Here is a 17835-nt window from a genome sequence, read left to right as displayed (position 1 = left end):
AAACTCCTAATTCAAGGAGTTTGACCTCATTCTGCAACCACTCGTAATAGTGGTTCTTTTTTATGAAAAACAGCCAATTATCCCTATTAAAAATCTGTATTGTTTTCAAAAAAAGTCATTATTTAATTATAGATAAAATATGCACAATTCTATAAAGAAAAATATGGTAAAATAGTATTCAAATGGTTTTAAGAGAAAAAGAGGTGAGTATATGCAAATAAGTCTAAAGGTATATGGCGAGCATGCTAGGATGGTCTCCCATCTTATTGCTAAAAATCCCCATAACCTATATGAAAGAAAAGAAAAGGGCGGGTTAGTGCGCATTGTTTTTACCAAAAATGAGAAGCGTGAAGTCCATATATTATTTTTCGTTACAGTAGATAATATGGAACTAACGAAAAATCAAACTAATTTTTCGTCTATTACGCATTATATTAATGATAGAGAAAGTGCTGTCAGCAGTATTTTCTGCTCGGTTTTACGAAAAGCAGTTGGAACTGCATTGAATGGAAAGCCAAAAGATGAATTCAAAGAGTGGGTGAACTATTCTTTTCCATTAGAAATTACATTTGGACCGTTATCCACCAAGTTAACCAATCATGAATTAGCAGGACTCTTTGAACCATTAGGATACGAGCTTACGATCGAAAATGGAAAGGTACTTTTACCAGCGTCATTCGCGAAAAAGAGTTCAGCAAAATTTATTACGCTGAAGGCAAATCAGACGATTCAAGACTGTTTCCGCCATTTGTTTGTGCTGATCCCGGTAATGGACCAATATAAACATTATTATATTGATGAAAAAGAAGTGGATAAGCTGAAGCGATATGGAGAAGGATGGCTTTCCTTCCATCCGAAAAGAAATGAGATTATAAAGGAATCGCTTATTTTTTCAGATTTAATAGAAAAATCAAGGTTAATAGAATCAAAGCCTTCAAAGGAAAAACAAGCATCTTTGACAAAAAAGAAAAGCTTAAATCAGTGGCGTTATGAGAAAATTATAGAAACTGTAAAAGGGCTTCCGCATAATAGCCGAATTGTGGATATGGGGGCTGGAGAAGGAAAGTTAACGGCCCAATTAGGCTTTATAAGGGGAATAGAAGAACTTGTCGCACTAGAACCTTCTGAACGAGAACAGTTAAAAGCTAAAAAAAGAATCGAGGCATTAGTGGGTAAGTCTGAATTTCTTCTTCCAACTTTTAAATGGGGCTCTTTATTTTATTATGATAGTGAATTGGAAAAGAAAGATATCTTTATTCTCTGTGAAGTCATCGAGCACATTGACGAAAATCGATTAGGGAAGATATTTGACACCATTTTTACAAAATACAAGCCTTATCATGTAATTGTGACAACACCAAATCAAGATTACAATGCTGTATATGATATGAATGAGGCAAAAAGGCACAGCGACCATCGCTTTGAATGGACGCAGCAACAGTTTAAAGAATGGACCAAGTATTGGGAAAGTCATGCTAATTATAAGGCGCAAATCGATGGGATTGGCGAATATGTAGAAGGTTACGGCTATCCTACACAGATGGTAATATTTTCGCAGAAAAGAGGTGGATAAATGAAAACGATTCTAATACCCCATAACAGTATTGTTTTACTAATAGGACCATCAAATAGTGGCAAATCTACAACATTGGAAAATTGGATAAACAAAGGCTTTCTGCAAGCGGAAGAAGTAATTAGTTCCGATCATTTTCGGAAATTAGTCAGTAATATTGACTTTTTAGACTGGACAAATCAGCCTAAAGAAGTAGCTGCCAATTTGATGGAAGAATATAGCCAAATCTCAAGAGCTGCCTTTGAAATGATGGAAAAAATGATTAGTGCAAGAGCGACATTGAATAAGCGAAGCTATATCGATGCAACCCATTTAAAAGAGGCAGAACGGGAAAAATATCGAATTCTTGGAAAAAAATATCATGTTCCTGTAGTAGCGATTGTTTTTGATCTCTCTTTACCTGTTCTCCTTGAAAGAGACGAAAAGCGCACCCATTCGAGAGGAAAAGGGAAGGTAAAAAGACAATTTGAAATAATGCGTCAGGAAATCCGCAAAATCCACAGGGAAAGCTATCACGCAATATATTATATTAGAGATCGGGACGAGTCAGTGAATATCGAAACAGTAGAAGCTTCGTACTATTTAAATGCTGACAATGGCTTAGATATTATCGGAGATATTCATGGATGTATGGATGAATGTTACGAATTGCTAGAACGTTTAGGTTATATAAAACATGACGATGGGTTATATCGCCATCCAGAAGGTCGGAAATTTGTTTCGGTAGGGGATATTATGAGCCGCGGCCCAAAATCAGCAGAAGCACTTTTCTTTTTCTCTGCCCACCTTAACCATAATCTTGCGTATATGATTGATAGTAACCATGGTTGGAAAATAGCAAGATGGCTTGATGGGAAAAAAGTGACACTAAGTCATGGGGATGAATGGATTAAAGAAGCGTTTACTTCCTTTTCCATTACATATACAGAGGAGCAGATAGAAAAAATAAGAGAAGATTGGAAAACTATGCTTCTTCATTCACCTTCCCATTATGTCCTGACAAGAAATGGTGTGAAAACAGCAGTTGTTGCCCATGCAGGGATAAAAGATCATTATATTGGCAAACAATCAAATACGATTTCTGATTTTACGAGATATGGAGAAACATTAGGTATGGACACAGACGGGAAGCCGATCCGTGGAGACTGGTACCGAAATCATCTATCGAAAGAATTAATTATTTGGGGACATGATCCGAAACCAGAGCCGCTCTTTGTGAATAATACAATTAATATTGATCAAGGGGTTGTTTTTGGCGGAAAGTTAACGGCCTTTCGTTATCCAGAAAGGGAATTTATATCGGTTAAGGCTCAAAAGGATTATGCTCAAATAGAAGATAATCCATTGAAAAAATGGCAGGAAACAAGGCTTGCCCTGCCGAATATTCAGCGATTTATTAATGGTTATAGTGTTTGGACAGATACGTTTGGAGAAATTAGCTGTCCGCAAAATAATGTGAAAGCAGCGATGGACAAAGTGTCTCATTTTACAATTCCCATGGAAGAGTTAATCTATATACCGCCAACGATGAGTCCTCCGCCGCAAACTTCCACAATCGAAGGATATCTGGAACATCCGATCGATGCCTATCATTACTACAAAGATAACGGGATAGATCAAATGGTTGTCGAGAAAAAGCATATGGGCAGCAGAGGGATACTTTTGTTATTTAAAAATCCAGAAGCAGCAGAAAAGTATGTTGGGAAAAGAAGCATAGGCACAATTTATACAAGAACAGGGAGAGCCTTTTTTTCTAAAGAGCTCGAAGAAAAAATTCTGACAAAGCTCCATTATGATCTAGCAGCTGTAAATTATTTTGATAAGAATCAGACAGATTGGGTATTGCTTGATGCTGAAATTCTTCCATGGAATTTAAAGGCAAAGGATTTAATTATTCAGCAATACGCACACGTGGCTGAAATGAGCGTGATGGATAGAGACAAGATTTACGAGCAGCTTCTTTGTGCGCAGCAAAATGGCATGGCTGTTCATGGCTGGGTAGAAGAATTTGCACAAAAGCGACAAAATGCGCAAAGTTTTAGTGAAGTGTACAATCAATATTGTTGGGAAATTCAACAATTAGAGGATATAAAAATCGCTCCATTTCATATCCTTGCACATAGCAACGAAAGTTATTTTCATCAAACACATCAGTGGCATATGGAGCAGAACGAATATTTCAGCACAATTAGCAGTCTTTTTATGAAAACAGATTATCTGATTGTAAATGATGAAGAATCATTAAAGAAAGCTGTCAGCTGGTGGGAAGAAATTACGACAGATGGTCATGAAGGGGTTATCTTTAAACCTTATCATTTTCTTGCGAGAAATCCAAAGGGAAAATTACTTCAACCAGCCATTAAAGTAAGAGGACAGAAATATCTTCAAATTATATATGGCATGGATTATTTAGAAAAGGATCAATTAAGACGATTAAAAGACCGCAAAACAGGTAAGAAGCAGCGTAATGCATTAAAGGAATTGGCTTTAGGAATAGAAGGTATCAATCGTTTTATTCAGTTCGAGTCATTGGAAAGAATTCATGAATGTGTCCTTGCAACATTGGCTTTGGAAGAAGATCCGATTGATGCAAGATTATAAGATGAAAAGCAAATTCAGAGGATATTTCTCGATGAATTTGCTTTTTATCCCAGCTTGATATTTATAAGGGAATGCACTGGTTAATTTTTCATTATCTTTTCCATGCATCGAGTATAAGAGAAGGAAATAAAAGCTTTTCCCCGTTATTTCTTGGATCATATTTTTTGGACCTGAAAATCACGCCATCTTTTCCGTGCCATTCATTTTCATGAAAAATACCTTCTTCATCACAATACTCCAATAAATGTACTTCGAATCCTGCTAATTCAAACATTTTTGACAATGTTTGATAATTATGAACAATCTTATGAGTGAAGGCAGGATGGTGTTTAGGCCCTGGCCCTCCGATTTGCACTATTCGTTGATACGATTCATCCGGAAAGAAGCCATCTGGTACAGCACAGCGAATATAACTTCCTGGGTTCAAATATTGATAGCAAAGTGAGGCTGCTTGAACGCCTTCCTTAAAGGTGAGATGCTCCCATACATGTTCCGCTAAAATAGCGTCTATGGAACATTTTACAAACTGTAGCCAAGTTGAATCGTCCATAATAAGTTAAGCTCATCTTCCTGAGTATGAATCCAGCCAGGATTATTCCTGTATTCCCCAGCACCAATACCAATCTTTATCGTTTCATCCTTCATATGAATTCCTCCAATATTTTAAGAGTTTCCATTAACGTACAATTAAACATAAAGATTACATTTATGACAGGATAAAATGTTAACGAGTAACAAATAAAAAACAGGTCAAATGACATAGGAATCATCGCCTATCTATTGTAAAATAAGAGTGCAGAAAGAATTACCTTTTTTTTTTAAAAGAATGTATGCGTATACAAAGAGAGGGGCGATTACGTTGAAAAAAATTCTTATTCATAAAAGAAAAGGAGTTCCGTTAAAAAAGAAGCTTATTATTTCCTTTTTAGCAATGCTATTAATTCCGAGTATCTTAATTGGTGCATTTTCTTTTTTATATGCAAACAAGCAGATGGAAAAAGATTTTATAAGCAATGCGAGTACTAATTTAAACATGCTGGATAAGAGTATAACCAATTTAATGTCTGAAAAAATTTATGATGTGTCAGCATTAACAGAAACAATGACGAAAGAACTATTGGAAAAAGATCCGGAAAGTCTGCAGAAAACCATTGAGCAGTATAGCCAAGTCCATCCTGAAGTTTCTAGTATCTATATTGGAACAAATGATGGAAAGCTTTTTCAGAAGTCTATGGAGGAAAATAATGATCATATGGATCCAAGGTTGAGAGATTGGTATAAAGCGGCTGTTAATAAACCAGGAGAAGCAGTTATCATGGATCCTTATCTTTCCCCAGTTTCTAAAAAGATGGTTATTACCATTGGAAAAACGATTGCAGATAATGCAGGCGTTATGGCAGTAACCATGAATTTAGATTACTTAGCAGAACTCGCAGGTGAAATAACATTTGGAAAAGAAGGCTATGTCATCTTACTTGATCAAAAGAAACGGTTTATTGTTCATCCCGATGAAAAACAAGGGGGTGTGGTGAAAGCCTCCTATTATGAAACACTTTATGACCGACAAGCTGGCACATTGGATTATTCAGCAGACAAGATTAGTCGGAAAATGGTTTTTCAGACAAATAAGTTAACTGGATGGAAGTTAGCAGGAACGATGGAAAAATCAGAAATTGTCAATCATACAAAAGGTCTTTTGTATGCGATAACAGGGATATTAGCCGTCTCTATTATTATTGGAGGGATCATGATGATGGTGATTGTTTCCTCTATTATCAAACCAATTAAAAAATTGAAAGAACAAGCCATTACAGTGAGTAAAGGTAATTTAACAACGGCCATTAACATGGCCGCTAAAGATGAAATTGGCGATGTGGCAGCAGCATTTCATACGATGCAGAATAATTTACGAGAGCTTATTAGCAATATCGAGCAAAGTTCCGAAAATGTAGCGGCAAGTGCTGGTCAGTTAACAGCAAGTGCGAATGAGGTGACTATTGCATCAGAGCATGTAACCAATACTATTCAGCAAGTCGCTGGTGGTGCCGAAATTCAGACTAAAGGTTTGGATAATAATGTCGATAGTCTTAAGTCTGTTTTAAAAGGAACAAATCAAATCGTTGTTTTTAGCAAAGAGGTTTCAGATCTTTCGACAGGCACGATAGAAAAAGCATATGCAGGAGGGAACTCCATAAAAGCAACACTGGAACAAATGCATGTAATCAATGGGACAGTTGCTGAATCAAATAAAATGATTAAAGAACTCGTAGAACAATCTAAGCATATCGAAAAAATAACAGAAAGCATTACTACTATCTCCGAACAAACGAATCTTCTGGCACTAAACGCAGCGATAGAAGCAGCAAGGGCGGGGGAGAAAGGCAAAGGGTTTGCTGTTGTAGCGAATGAAGTACGTAAACTTGCGGAGCAGTCTGGACAATTTGCGAGTAATATTTCGCAATTAATTACAGATGTACAAAAAACAACTGAGAATACAGTTCAAAGAATGGCAGAGGTGTCACGAGCTGTTCAAGCAGGATTAGAAGTAACGGATGAATCTCATACAAGATTTCAAGAAATTGTACATAGTATGAAGGAAATGACACCACATATTCAAAAAGTTACGGAAACTTCAAATGATATGGCAAGCACACTAAAAGAGGTAAGCATCACAGCAGGAGAATTAGCAAAGATTGCCTCTGATAATTCGACTTCTTCTGAAGAGGTTGTATCCTTAACGGAAGAACAGCTGGCTGCTATCGAAGAAATTTCAGGTTCTGCAAAGAATTTATTGAATATGGCGGAACAACTCAAACGAAATCTTCATCTATTTACCTATTAATCGTCATATGAAAAGTACCTCTTGCATAAAGTAGCGTTAGGCTTTATATGCGGGAGGTATTTTCATGAAAAAAATCAAAGTTTATTTAATAAATGGGTTCCTTGGGAGCGGAAAAACGACAACTCTATTAAACTGTATGGAGTATTTTAAAGGGAAAAATAAAAAGTATGCCATTATATTGAATGAACTTGGGGAAACAAATATCGAAAAACATCTTTTTAAAGAGGAGTCACTCTATGAATTGTTAAATGGATGTGTCTGTTGTTCAATCAAAGAAGATTTGAGATCAACACTTGATGAATTAACTGTAACATTGCATAAAGAGAACATTGAAATTGTGTTGCTAGAAGGGACTGGAGTAGCAAATCCTTCCGAAATAATGGAGACATTCAAGGAACAGCAATATAAAGATACTTTTGAGATCGTTGAAAGTATTTGTTTAATTGACAGCTTGCATTTTACGGAATACACAAGTATTTTTTCAAGCAGCAAAGAAGTGAGGCAGCTGCAGAAAGAGCAAATTGAGAATGGAACAGTATTAGTCCTAAATAAAATCGATCAGCTTTCAAGCAAGCTTGCTGTTGAAAAGGTGGAAAAGCGAATTAGAAAGATAAATCCTGATGCTCCATTATTACATAGTAACTATGGCCATGGAGTAACAGCATATTTGGAAAAACAGGAAGGTACTAAAATCAAAGACCAATCTATTTCGCGTCATCATCACCATCATCATATTAAAGCAATGAAAATAGTTCAAACAACCCCTATGACGAAAAGCGAATTACGAGATTTCTTAAAAAATAATCAAGATAAGTTACTGCGAGCTAAAGGAACAATCAAAAATAGTGATGATCATTCTTGGTATCATTTTCAATATGCTTCTGGTTTGCTAGAATGGCAAAAAGTAAAGGAATATCTTCCTAATCGAAAAGGAGAGATCATTTTAATAGGTGAAAAATTACCTGAAAAAGTAATTCTATAATACTTTCTTTGTGTATCTTATCGAATCTATCATAAGATACACTATTTTTGCATAGATAGGATAGGACAAGCATAGATATAAACTATATAAGGATAAATGATGGAAGAAAAGGAGTATGCTATGTCTATCCCAACTCGTATGAAGGATATTTTTATCTTTTGCTTATTTATCGCTTTAATGTATCTATTTTTTTTCGGGGATCTTTATGTGGCAAAGCAATGGAGCTTCGCATTGCCAGATCAAATAAAAACTATTTTTGTGTTATTTCTTGGGATTTTGCTTGAGGCACTTCCGTTTTTATTATTAGGTGCCATCGCCTCCTCTATAATTAATATTTATATTTCAGAAGAGTATATTGCTAGAATTATGCCGAAAAACCCAATAGCGGCCATTGGTGCTGCTTTAATTGCTGCAGTGATTACACCAGTCTGTGAATGTGCCATTATTCCAGTTGTTCGCAGATTAATTCAAAAAGGAATTCCTGTCCATATTGGTGTTGTCTTGTTAATGGGAGCGCCAATTCTTAATTTTATCGTTTTTGGCAGTACATACTATGCCTTCCAAGATAATTTATCGATTGCATACGGACGTTTTATCATTTGCATATTGGCAGCCATTATAGTGAGTCTCATTATTTATCTCTTTTTTTCGAAACAAAAGGTATTAAAAACACAAAGGGAAGATTTAATGGCAGCCGTTCCTATTAATGAAAACAAAGGAGATTCTAAATGGAAAGGAATTTTGCATCATACTTGTCATGAATTCTTTACGATCGGGAAATATTTCATTATTGGAGCAGTATTTGCAAGTGTTGCTCAGGTATATTTAAAGGATAGTTATATCATGCAGGCGGGGGAATCACCAATTGAAGGTACAGCAGTAATGATGGGGCTAGCGTATGTGCTGTCACTTTGCTCAGAGGCAGATGCTTTCGTAGCAGCTTCCTTTGCCAAGATGTTTACCCCTGAAGCGATTATTGGTTTTTTAGTTTTTGGACCAATCCTTGATTTTAAAAATACATTTGTCATGATGGCTTCTTTTCGCATGAAATTTGTATTCGTATTTATTATGATAGTTACAATAGTTGTCTTCTTACTTTCGCTAGCTTCACGATTCATTTTGTTTTCATGACACATATAAGGAGGAAAAATGGTGAAAATCAAATGGAGTCCAACCTGGCAGTTAGCAAACGAACTGCAAGGAATTGTACTGATTGGCTTCAGTCTCCTTATTTTTAAGTTATTGCTGACAGGAGATGTAGGACAGCTTGTTGCCCCCAAAATGGTGCCATTACTAGGTATAACGATGATATTGATGTTTTTTCTTGGATTTTTCCGGTTGTTAAATAGTAATTTAAAGGGGGCCGATTGTGATTGTGATGTATGTGATGAGAATGCCTCTTTCCTGAAGCTTACTTTTTCCTATCTTCTATTTATTAGCCCCTTGATGTTGTTTTTTACCTTACAAGACATGTCGATTGATAAAAGTATACTTCCAAATATTCAATTTGAGCAAGGACAAACTTTTTCTGCTAGTCAAGGTCAGCTCAAGACCTTAGGGGAAGAAGATATGATTACAATCGAAGATGACAATTATTTGCAGACAATGGACATGATTCATACAAATTTAAACGATATGGCAGGAAAAAAAGTGATGATTACTGGTTTTATTCATCGAGAAAAAGCCTTTCCCGATAATCAAGCAGTTATTGCAAGATATGTTATGACCCATTGTATTGCAGATTTAGGATTGTTTGGTTATATGATGGAGGGAGATGTTGGTGAATTACAAAGTAATCAATGGTATGTGATAACAGGAACCTTGGAAAAGAAAGAATATGAAGGTCAAATAATGCCTATTATTAAGCTGGAAAAGGCCGAAGAAACGATAGCACCAGCGGAAGATTACTTATATGCATTAGACTATTAGGCTGCCATTCTTGCATTATTCCTATTTTTTCGTTAAAATTTAAGAGAATTCAATTAAATATAAAGCGGGGGCTTGTGGAAACAGGCTGAGAGTATGGCTAGTCTGCCATTGACCGAATGAACCTGTTGGATAATGCCAGCGTAGGGAGGTGTAATGGAATCAAAACACTTTGCTTAGGCGTAGTGTTTTTATTTTTGCCATAATTGCTGAAAAATCGCACGGCGCTTCCTTCGTATCCGTGTTAGGAATTCAGTTAGTTATGGCTTTTTGTATGTATGTAATGTATTTCGCTTTTATAACTAGAGCACTTAATTGTAAGGATAACTGAATTTGAGAAGACTGGACATCAGAAAATACTATCCACAATGGTGATGAAAGGGAATTTCCATGTGAGGGAGGATTCACTTTACCTATCAAAGGATAGTAGTCTTAAGAGTAATAAGGAACTTTAGAAAGGAATTGATTTTAAGAGATGAATGAAAATGTTGACATGGTAATTCCGGCGATATTAACAAAACTTCGAAAACATGTGCCATTGGTTCACAATATTACTAATGTTGTTGTTACTAACTTTACGGCAAATGGGTTACTAGCATTAGGAGCGTCACCAGTAATGGCATATGCAAAGGAAGAAGTTGCGGAAATGGCAGCAGCAGCGGATGCTCTTGTCTTAAATATTGGAACACTAACAGCTGAAAAAGTAGAGAGTATGATTATAGCTGGGAAGGCTGCAAATCAGGCTAATACACCCGTAATTCTAGATCCTGTTGGTGCAGGAGCAACTAGTTATCGTACGGAATCTGTACACCGCATTATGAAGGAAGTAAAAATAAGCTTGCTTCGCGGAAATGCAGCAGAAGTAGCGAATGTAGCTGGAATTAAAGCAAAAATGAGAGGTGTAGACTCTGTCAGTGAACATAATAGCCAAGGAATCGCAATGGAAGCTGCAAAGCTATTACAAGTACCAGTTGTTATAACAGGTGAACAAGATATAGTTGCTGTTGACGGGAAACTTTCTATTATCCATAATGGTCATTCCTTGTTAACTAAGGTTACAGGTACAGGTTGTTTACTTTCCTCCATTTTAGGTGCATTTATTGCAGTAGAAGAGGATGTCTTTCTAGCTTCTATAGCGGGTTTAGTAACATATGGAGTTGCATCAGAACTTGCTTTTGAAAAGATGAGCGAAGAAAGTCCAGGAAGTTTTCAAATCGAATTATTAAATCAGTTAGCGAAAATAAAGGAAGAAAATATAAAGGAATCGATGAGAGTGGAGATTAAGAGGGGGTAATTATATGGCTACAGCGAAAGCATTAACAATAGCGGGATCAGATAGTGGCGGAGGAGCTGGAATTCAAGCAGATCTAAAAACCTTCCAAGAACTTAAAGTATATGGAATGAGTACCATCACCGCTATTACCGCACAAAATACCCGCGGAGTAGATGGGGTATACCCAATGACCCTTGAGGCGATTGAAAAACAACTAGAATCTATCGCAGTGGATTTACGACCAGATGCATTAAAAACAGGTATGCTTTTTAATAGTGAAATAATTGAATTGGTAGCGGATAAGATAAAAGAGTACCGTTGGAAAAATTTAGTGATTGATCCTGTGATGATTGCTAAGGGTGGTGCTAATTTACTGCAGCAGGAAGCAACAGAAGCTATGAAAAAAAAGCTCCTCCCGCTTGCAACTGTTTTAACACCGAATATACCAGAGGCAGAGGTATTAACTGGGAGAGATATTCGAAATATAGAGGAAAGAAAAGAAGCTGCCAAAAGATTAAATGCGATGGGTGTTACTTATGTCGTTATAAAAGGTGGCCATGGGGATGAGAAGGAAGCGATTGATTTATTATTTGATGGCAGTGATTTTTCAAGCTTGGTGGCAGAAAGGATTCCAACAAAAAATACGCATGGAACAGGCTGTACTTTTTCGGCAGCGATTACAGCAGCCCTTGCCAATGGCTTTTCTATTAATGATGCTTTTCAATTAGGTAAGGAATTTATTCATCAAGCTATAAAAAATGATCTTCATATAGGCAGCGGGCATGGTCCAACCAACCATTGGGCTTACCAAGAAAGCAAAAGATAACACGGGGGATATATGACAACTTATACAAAAGAGCAAATAAAACAATTGCTAAAAATTTATTTTATCATGGGAAGCAACAACAGTACATCTGATCCAGAATTTATTTTGGAAGAAGCATTAAAAGGCGGGATTTCCGTTTTTCAATTTCGCGAAAAAGGCGACGGAGCATTAATGGGTGAAGACAAAATTCAACTGGCAATGAGAATGCAAGAACTTTGCAAGCAGTATCATGTTCCATTCATTGTGAATGATGATATTGAATTAGCCTTGTCTGTTAATGCGGATGGAGTACATATTGGACAAGACGATGAAAATGCCATAAAAGTAAGAAAAATGCTAGGTAATAAACTATTGGGGGTATCTGCTCATTCCATCGAGGAGATTCAAGCAGCACTAGATGCAGGAGCAGATTATATTGGCATAGGTCCAATTTATCCTACAAGTACGAAAAAGGATGCTAAAGCAGTACAAGGCACCTCTCTTGTTGAAATAGTAAGACAAAAGAACTTTTCTATACCAATTGTTGGGATAGGGGGGATCACAGTTGAAAATGCACGTCCTGTTATACAAGCAGGAGCAGATGGAGTCGCTGTTATTTCAGAAATAAGTATGGCGGAGAATCCTTATAAACAAACGATAGAATTAAGAAAAGCAGTTTTTGACCAAGCATAAGCTATATACTTTTAAAAAATAAAATGGAAAGAGTTTAGGTTTTTTTGCGGAAAATAGACATTTACCCAACCCATACATATCTGCCTGCATACAATGATTTTGTAGAGGAGCTAGAATAAGAAAACATAAAGGCTCCTTATTCGTTAACCGAAAAAAGAAATGGTTAATTATACTACAAAAGAGAAAGGGAGATGTATATATGTACGGTTATGGTGGATATGGATGCGGATATGGTCCTGGAGCTGTTGGCGGCGTTGGCTTCGGTGGCGGATTTGCATTAATAGTAGTATTGTTTATCTTATTAATTATCGTCGGTGCGACATTTATTTGCTAATAGAAGATAAAAAGCTGACCTTGTGTCAGCTTTTTTTACATATATAAGGATTTTTGTTTCGTTCAGTAATAGGTACTTTTTAGATTATATATGGTAACGATTTCAAAAAAGCACCGAAAATAAATACAATTATCGTAATAAAACAAATAAAACAACAGGTATAAGAAAATAAATATAATATTTTAAGTTTTAAGAAAATTAAATTTAAAATTCTTATTGACAGAAAATTTAATATAGGTAAAATAAAGTTATTAGAGTGTTAGATTATATGACACTTGATGGTAAATTAACGTACATAAAGGGGGAAGGTAACTTAATGGAAAATTTAGAGTTTTTAATGAACAGCTTGTGGACAATGATTGCTGCAATTTTAGTTATTTTTATGCTTGGTGGATTTATCTTATTAGAAGCAGGTTCCACAAGAATGAAAAATGCAGGCCATATTGCTGGTAAAACAATTTTTACATTTGGGATAGCTTCATTAGTTTTCTGGGCTGTTGGTTATGGATTTATTTTTGGAGACAATGCTAATTTCTTTGTCGGAATGAGTGAGTTTTTCTACAATGGCGGTAGCGTTGGCCAAATAGATGGAGATGGATTACAAACTACTGTTTTCTTCGTCTTCCAACTAGCGTTTGCAGGCATCTCTTTAACAATTGCACTTGGTGGGTTTGCGGAGCGTGCGAAATTATCTGTGTACCTCATTTTCTCTGTATTATTTGGTATTTTGGTTTATCCTGTCATTGCCCATTGGATTTGGGGAAGCGGCTGGTTAGCAGAACATGGAAAGCAAGACTTTGCGGGCTCAACTGTTGTTCACTTAACTGGTGCAGCAGCGGCGCTAGCAGCTACAATGCTTTTAAAGCCGCGTATTGGAAAATACAATGCTGATGGTTCGGCTAACCCGATATTTGGTCATAACCAAGTTTATACAGCGTTAAGCGTACTAATTCTTTGGGTCGGTTGGTTCGGATTTAATGCAGGTAGTACAGTTTCTGTAGCGGACGGTTTCTTTGGATATGTTGCATTAAATACAAACTTAGCAGCAGCAGCTGGCGCTGTAGCAGCACTACTAATTTCCTGGATTGTTTTAGGGAAGTCAGATATTACAACCATGCTAAATGGTGCCTTAGCAGGTCTTGTTGCCATCACAGCATCTTGTGCATTCGTTGAGCCTTGGGCAGCAGTAGTAATTGGTTTAATTGCTGGAGTACTGGTATTTTATAGTGTACGCTTCTTCGAGAATAGAAAAATCGATGATCCAATTTTTGCATTATCTGTTCATGGTACTGCGGGAATTTGGGGAACACTATCTAATGGATTATTTGCAACAGCAGAGTTAGCGGAATATACGGGAGTAGGGAAAGCTGGTCTATTTTATGGCGGCGGCTTCGGGCAATTAGGCGTGCAGGCGCTTGGTGTTATAACTTGTGGGTTATTCGCTTTTGCAATAAGCTATGTCATTCTATTTGTTATCAAGAAGGTTAGCGGACTACGAGTAACAGAAGAAGAAGAAATCATGGGCTTAGATATTAGTGAACATGGTTCATATGGTTACCCGGAAGCATTCTTGTCAAAAGACGAAACAAAAAGCTTATAAAATCAGACGTTTATCGTCGCGATTAAGAAAATAGACTATAAACTTAATGAGGATAGAAGTCTCGCTGAAAAGTGAGACTTTTATCTGTTTTCATTAATCAATTGCAAATAAGAACATGTTATGATAGACATACAGATTCATATAAATATCGCTTATCGAAGAAGGAAGTGCATGGATGTGCTCTAAAAGTCATAGGTTAAATGAATGGAAAAGAGAAAAGGAACTTTTTTTACAAACACCCACCTATCAAAACACTCAGTTAAATAATTTTTACGATGAACTATTTATGGAGTTATTTCAATTTGTCCTTTGTGAATATAAAAAAAATTACGGTGAACCTCCATGTTCATTTGTCTGGTTTGTTACAGGAAGTGCTGGCAGAAAAGAACAAGGCATCTTTAGCGATCAAGATCATGGCATTATCTATGAAAGCAATGACGAAAACAGCAATCAATATTTTATCCAATTTGGAGAATGCCTAAGTGATGCGTTAAATGAAATAGGTTATCCATATTGTGAAGGGAAAGTCATGAGTAGTAATCCTACCTGGTGCAAATCCGTAGAAGAATGGAAACACCAATTACAGCAATGGATGGAAAAAGAAAACTGGGAATCAATTAGATTTTTGCAAATCTTTTATGATAGTAGACAACTGTTTGGAGAGGAAAATTATGTTCAAGAGTTGAGAAGTTATATTCATCAGTACTGCGTTCTTCATCCAATGTTACTAAAAAGATTTATGAATAATGTAATGCGTATAAAAAAGGGGGTCGGAATATTCGGCCAATTTTTTGTGGAAAGAACGGGAAGGCATAAAGGTTCCATTCATTTGAAGCATACGATGTATTTACCGTATGTTAATTCGATTAGGCTTCTAGCTATTAAGGAAAAAATCCAGGAAACATCGACGTTAGAACGTATTAAGACATTAAGAACGATGGAGACATATGACAACTGGTTAAGACTATATGAAAGCTCTTTTAGGAGAATATTAGATTATCGCATCGAATTATTTAAAGAGGCAAAAACATATGAAGATGTTCATTATTTGAATATAAAACAGTTAACAAAAGAACAAAGACAAGAAATAAAAGGATTAATGCGCCATGGTATCAAATTATATCATCAAGTACAAAGGATAATTGAAAAAGGGTGTTAAAATGGGAGTCGAATCGTTTCTACAATATATGAGAGATTTATATGGAAAAGTCAATTCGAGTGTATTGCACGCTACCTCGAGTGGGAGTAATTCTCAGCAAATTGCTTTTATGAGACAGCTTCAAAAAGATTTAAAGGTTGAAGCTGCCTCCAGGTTGCCATTAAATAATTTAAAAGCAGTTGTTTTTGATATTGAAACAACGGGATTTTTACCTGATAAAGGCGATCAAATTATTTCAATTGGTGCTATAAAGGTAGAAGGCTGCGATATCTTAGATGAGCAATTTTATACATTAGTTAACGCTGGAATAGATATACCAGAAGAAATAAGCTGTTTAACTGGAATTAAAACCGAAGATTTACATGATGCCCCGCCCCTATCCGATGTACTGGTGCAATTTTTTGGATTTGTTAAGGATAATACACTGATTGCTCATCACTCTTCCCATGAGAAAAGCTTTATGCAGTCTGCATGCTGGAGAAGTTTTAAAACACCATTTAAACATCGAATCGTTGATACTTCTTTTTTGTTTAAAATTGTTGAACCACAACAAAGAATATTGACATTAGAGGAATGGTGTGAATTTAGTGATATTCCTGTCATAAATCGTCATCATGCCTTAGGGGATGCTAAATTAACCGCTGTTCTATGGTGTCAGTATTTACAAAGGGCTGAACAATTGGGCTGTCGCACTTTACAGGATATATATGAAAGATTGGCATGGCGGTAAAATAGAGGACAAAGTTTTAATAATTAACTGGTGGTGAAAGTAAATGGATGTATTTGAGACAAAAAGACTTTTGCTAAGAGGGTGGAAGGAAGCGGATTATAAAGATTTATATGAATATGCGCAAAAGGAAGAGGTAGGTCCGTTTGCTGGCTGGCCACCCCATAAAAGTGAACAAGAAAGTAAAGAAGTAATCCGCTATTTTTTACAGAATGAAAATTCATATGCGATTGTGTGGAAAGAAGAGAATAAGGTGATTGGAAGTATTGGTTTTCATGAACGAACGCCTGATACTAAACTCTCTCATTTAGCACAGCGTGAAGTAGGATTTGCTCTTAATCCCCGGTATTGGGGAAGAGGGATCGTGCCAGAAGCAGTCAATTATCTGTTAGAATATGGATTTGAACACTTGTGTTTGGATTTAATATGGTGTGGACATTTTGATTTTAATACGAAGTCAAGACGAGTAAATGAAAAATGTGGATTTCATTATAAATTCCAGAAAACCAACCGCTATAAACTTTTTGATAACCAATTAATTACAAGCGTTTATTATTGTATGACAAAAGAGGAGTATTTTAAAAAGTTACAAGAACCTTCAGCAAGTCAAGTATATCCCATACAAATCAAGTAAGTAGCACTTAAGTGACCGCTTCCCGATAGGAGTAAGTGAATATTGAATAGGCTGACTCAAACTTTGGGCAGCTTTTTTTGTGTGTGAATTTTGGTAATTATAAAGCATTTCTATCAAAACGTTTAATTAATAGGGGGATATTAAAGTCGGAGAGCGGAAAATGATCCAAAAAAAAGTCGCTTCATAGAAGCGAAAAGAGACATTGGATTAAAGATTGAATTGTTTAACTATATATAGTGTAATTTTATAAAAAATTAACTATATATTGATTTGATAGTATCATACAATTCATTTTTACGCAATTATTTTCTATTAAATTAATCTAGGAAACAATAAGTAATACAATATAAAACAAGAGGATAAATCCTATGCCGAATAGTATGAAGTATTTAGTCCACATCGGAGAAAGCTTTTTTCGCTCTCGATCTTTAGTAAATCCAATAAAAGATAGACTGTTTTTGTATATCACAAAATAAATTAGGGCAAATCCTATATATTGTAAGATAAACAATCCTGTTAAAGCCTGTGTTCCCTTTAAAAAGTCCACATTAGGAAAGGAGTAACCAGTAATAAGTTTTATAATCGTATCGTTAACTGTTCCGAAAATGGCAAATAAAAGTACCGCAGAAAATAGTATTTTAACAAAGTCTAAATAATAATAAGAAATTCTCTTCATATATTCCTTC

The 17835-nt window shown here is 35.9% G+C and carries 15 protein-coding genes and 1 pseudogene; 14 read left to right on the top strand and 2 right to left on the bottom strand.

Annotated elements, in window-relative coordinates; all coding sequences use genetic code 11:
• Positions 1-211 precede the first annotated feature (211 nt).
• Both NSQ92_RS11390 and NSQ92_RS11385 read left to right on the top strand, forming a co-directional pair.
• The gene (locus NSQ92_RS11390) at positions 212-1573 is read left to right on the top strand and encodes a 3' terminal RNA ribose 2'-O-methyltransferase Hen1 (protein WP_341152791.1); all 1362 of its coding nucleotides are present in this window, start codon (positions 212-214) and stop codon (positions 1571-1573) included.
• Positions 1574-4174: a polynucleotide kinase-phosphatase gene (locus NSQ92_RS11385; RefSeq protein ID WP_341152790.1), complete on the top strand. Its 2601-nt coding sequence runs from the start codon at positions 1574-1576 to the stop codon at positions 4172-4174.
• Positions 4175-4265: 91 nt separating this feature from the next.
• Here NSQ92_RS11385 and NSQ92_RS11380 read toward each other — a convergent pair.
• Positions 4266-4819 (bottom strand): annotated as a pseudogene (locus NSQ92_RS11380) (class I SAM-dependent methyltransferase).
• A 214-nt stretch (positions 4820-5033) separates the two neighbouring features.
• On the opposite strand from NSQ92_RS11380, the gene NSQ92_RS11375 reads away from it, so the two are divergent.
• The 12 genes from NSQ92_RS11375 (at position 5034) to NSQ92_RS11320 (ending at position 17149) form a co-directional block, all read left to right on the top strand.
• The gene (locus NSQ92_RS11375; protein WP_061796274.1) at positions 5034-7016 is read left to right on the top strand and encodes a methyl-accepting chemotaxis protein; all 1983 of its coding nucleotides are present in this window, start codon (positions 5034-5036) and stop codon (positions 7014-7016) included.
• 64 nt (positions 7017-7080) lie between these two features.
• On the top strand, positions 7081-7998 hold the full coding sequence (locus NSQ92_RS11370) for a CobW family GTP-binding protein (protein ID WP_095320913.1): 918 nt from the start codon (positions 7081-7083) through the stop codon (positions 7996-7998).
• Between the two features lie 207 nt (positions 7999-8205).
• Positions 8206-9129 (top strand): permease, encoded by a 924-nt coding sequence (locus NSQ92_RS11365; protein ID WP_341152789.1) that lies wholly within the window; start codon positions 8206-8208, stop codon positions 9127-9129.
• 18 nt (positions 9130-9147) lie between these two features.
• Positions 9148-9927 carry a TIGR03943 family putative permease subunit gene (locus tag NSQ92_RS11360; protein WP_341152788.1) on the top strand — a complete coding sequence of 260 codons (780 nt, stop codon included), beginning with the start codon at positions 9148-9150 and terminating at the stop codon, positions 9925-9927.
• Positions 9928-10399: 472 nt separating this feature from the next.
• The gene (gene thiM / locus NSQ92_RS11355; protein ID WP_341152787.1) at positions 10400-11218 is read left to right on the top strand and encodes a hydroxyethylthiazole kinase; all 819 of its coding nucleotides are present in this window, start codon (positions 10400-10402) and stop codon (positions 11216-11218) included.
• A gap of 4 nt (positions 11219-11222) precedes the next feature.
• Entirely contained in the window at positions 11223-12023 is an 801-nt protein-coding gene (gene thiD, locus NSQ92_RS11350; RefSeq protein ID WP_061796266.1) for a bifunctional hydroxymethylpyrimidine kinase/phosphomethylpyrimidine kinase, read from the top strand.
• A 12-nt stretch (positions 12024-12035) separates the two neighbouring features.
• Positions 12036-12695, top strand: a complete 660-nt coding sequence (gene thiE / locus NSQ92_RS11345; RefSeq protein WP_095257213.1) for a thiamine phosphate synthase — start codon at positions 12036-12038, stop codon at positions 12693-12695.
• A gap of 199 nt (positions 12696-12894) precedes the next feature.
• Positions 12895-13029 carry a YjcZ family sporulation protein gene (locus NSQ92_RS11340; protein ID WP_082138229.1) on the top strand — a complete coding sequence of 45 codons (135 nt, stop codon included), beginning with the start codon at positions 12895-12897 and terminating at the stop codon, positions 13027-13029.
• 316 nt (positions 13030-13345) lie between these two features.
• A complete protein-coding gene (locus NSQ92_RS11335; protein ID WP_047940575.1) occupies positions 13346-14629 on the top strand; it encodes an ammonium transporter in 1284 nt (427 codons plus the stop codon).
• A gap of 175 nt (positions 14630-14804) precedes the next feature.
• Positions 14805-15788 (top strand): DUF294 nucleotidyltransferase-like domain-containing protein, encoded by a 984-nt coding sequence (locus NSQ92_RS11330; protein WP_095257214.1) that lies wholly within the window; start codon positions 14805-14807, stop codon positions 15786-15788.
• A 1-nt stretch (position 15789) separates the two neighbouring features.
• Positions 15790-16518 carry an exonuclease domain-containing protein gene (locus NSQ92_RS11325; protein WP_047940577.1) on the top strand — a complete coding sequence of 243 codons (729 nt, stop codon included), beginning with the start codon at positions 15790-15792 and terminating at the stop codon, positions 16516-16518.
• A gap of 43 nt (positions 16519-16561) precedes the next feature.
• Complete coding sequence (locus tag NSQ92_RS11320) at positions 16562-17149, top strand: GNAT family N-acetyltransferase (protein WP_095257215.1); 588 nt, start codon at positions 16562-16564, stop codon at positions 17147-17149.
• A gap of 322 nt (positions 17150-17471) precedes the next feature.
• On the opposite strand, the gene NSQ92_RS11315 is transcribed toward NSQ92_RS11320, so the two are convergent.
• Positions 17472-17825 (bottom strand): hypothetical protein, encoded by a 354-nt coding sequence (locus tag NSQ92_RS11315; protein ID WP_095257216.1) that lies wholly within the window; start codon positions 17823-17825, stop codon positions 17472-17474.
• Positions 17826-17835: the final 10 nt, after the last annotated feature.

Source organism: Niallia sp. FSL M8-0099 (genome assembly GCF_038006945.1).
Lineage (GTDB): Bacteria > Bacillota > Bacilli > Bacillales > Cytobacillaceae > Niallia > Niallia circulans.
This window is presented reverse-complemented; position numbering and strand designations above follow the sequence as displayed.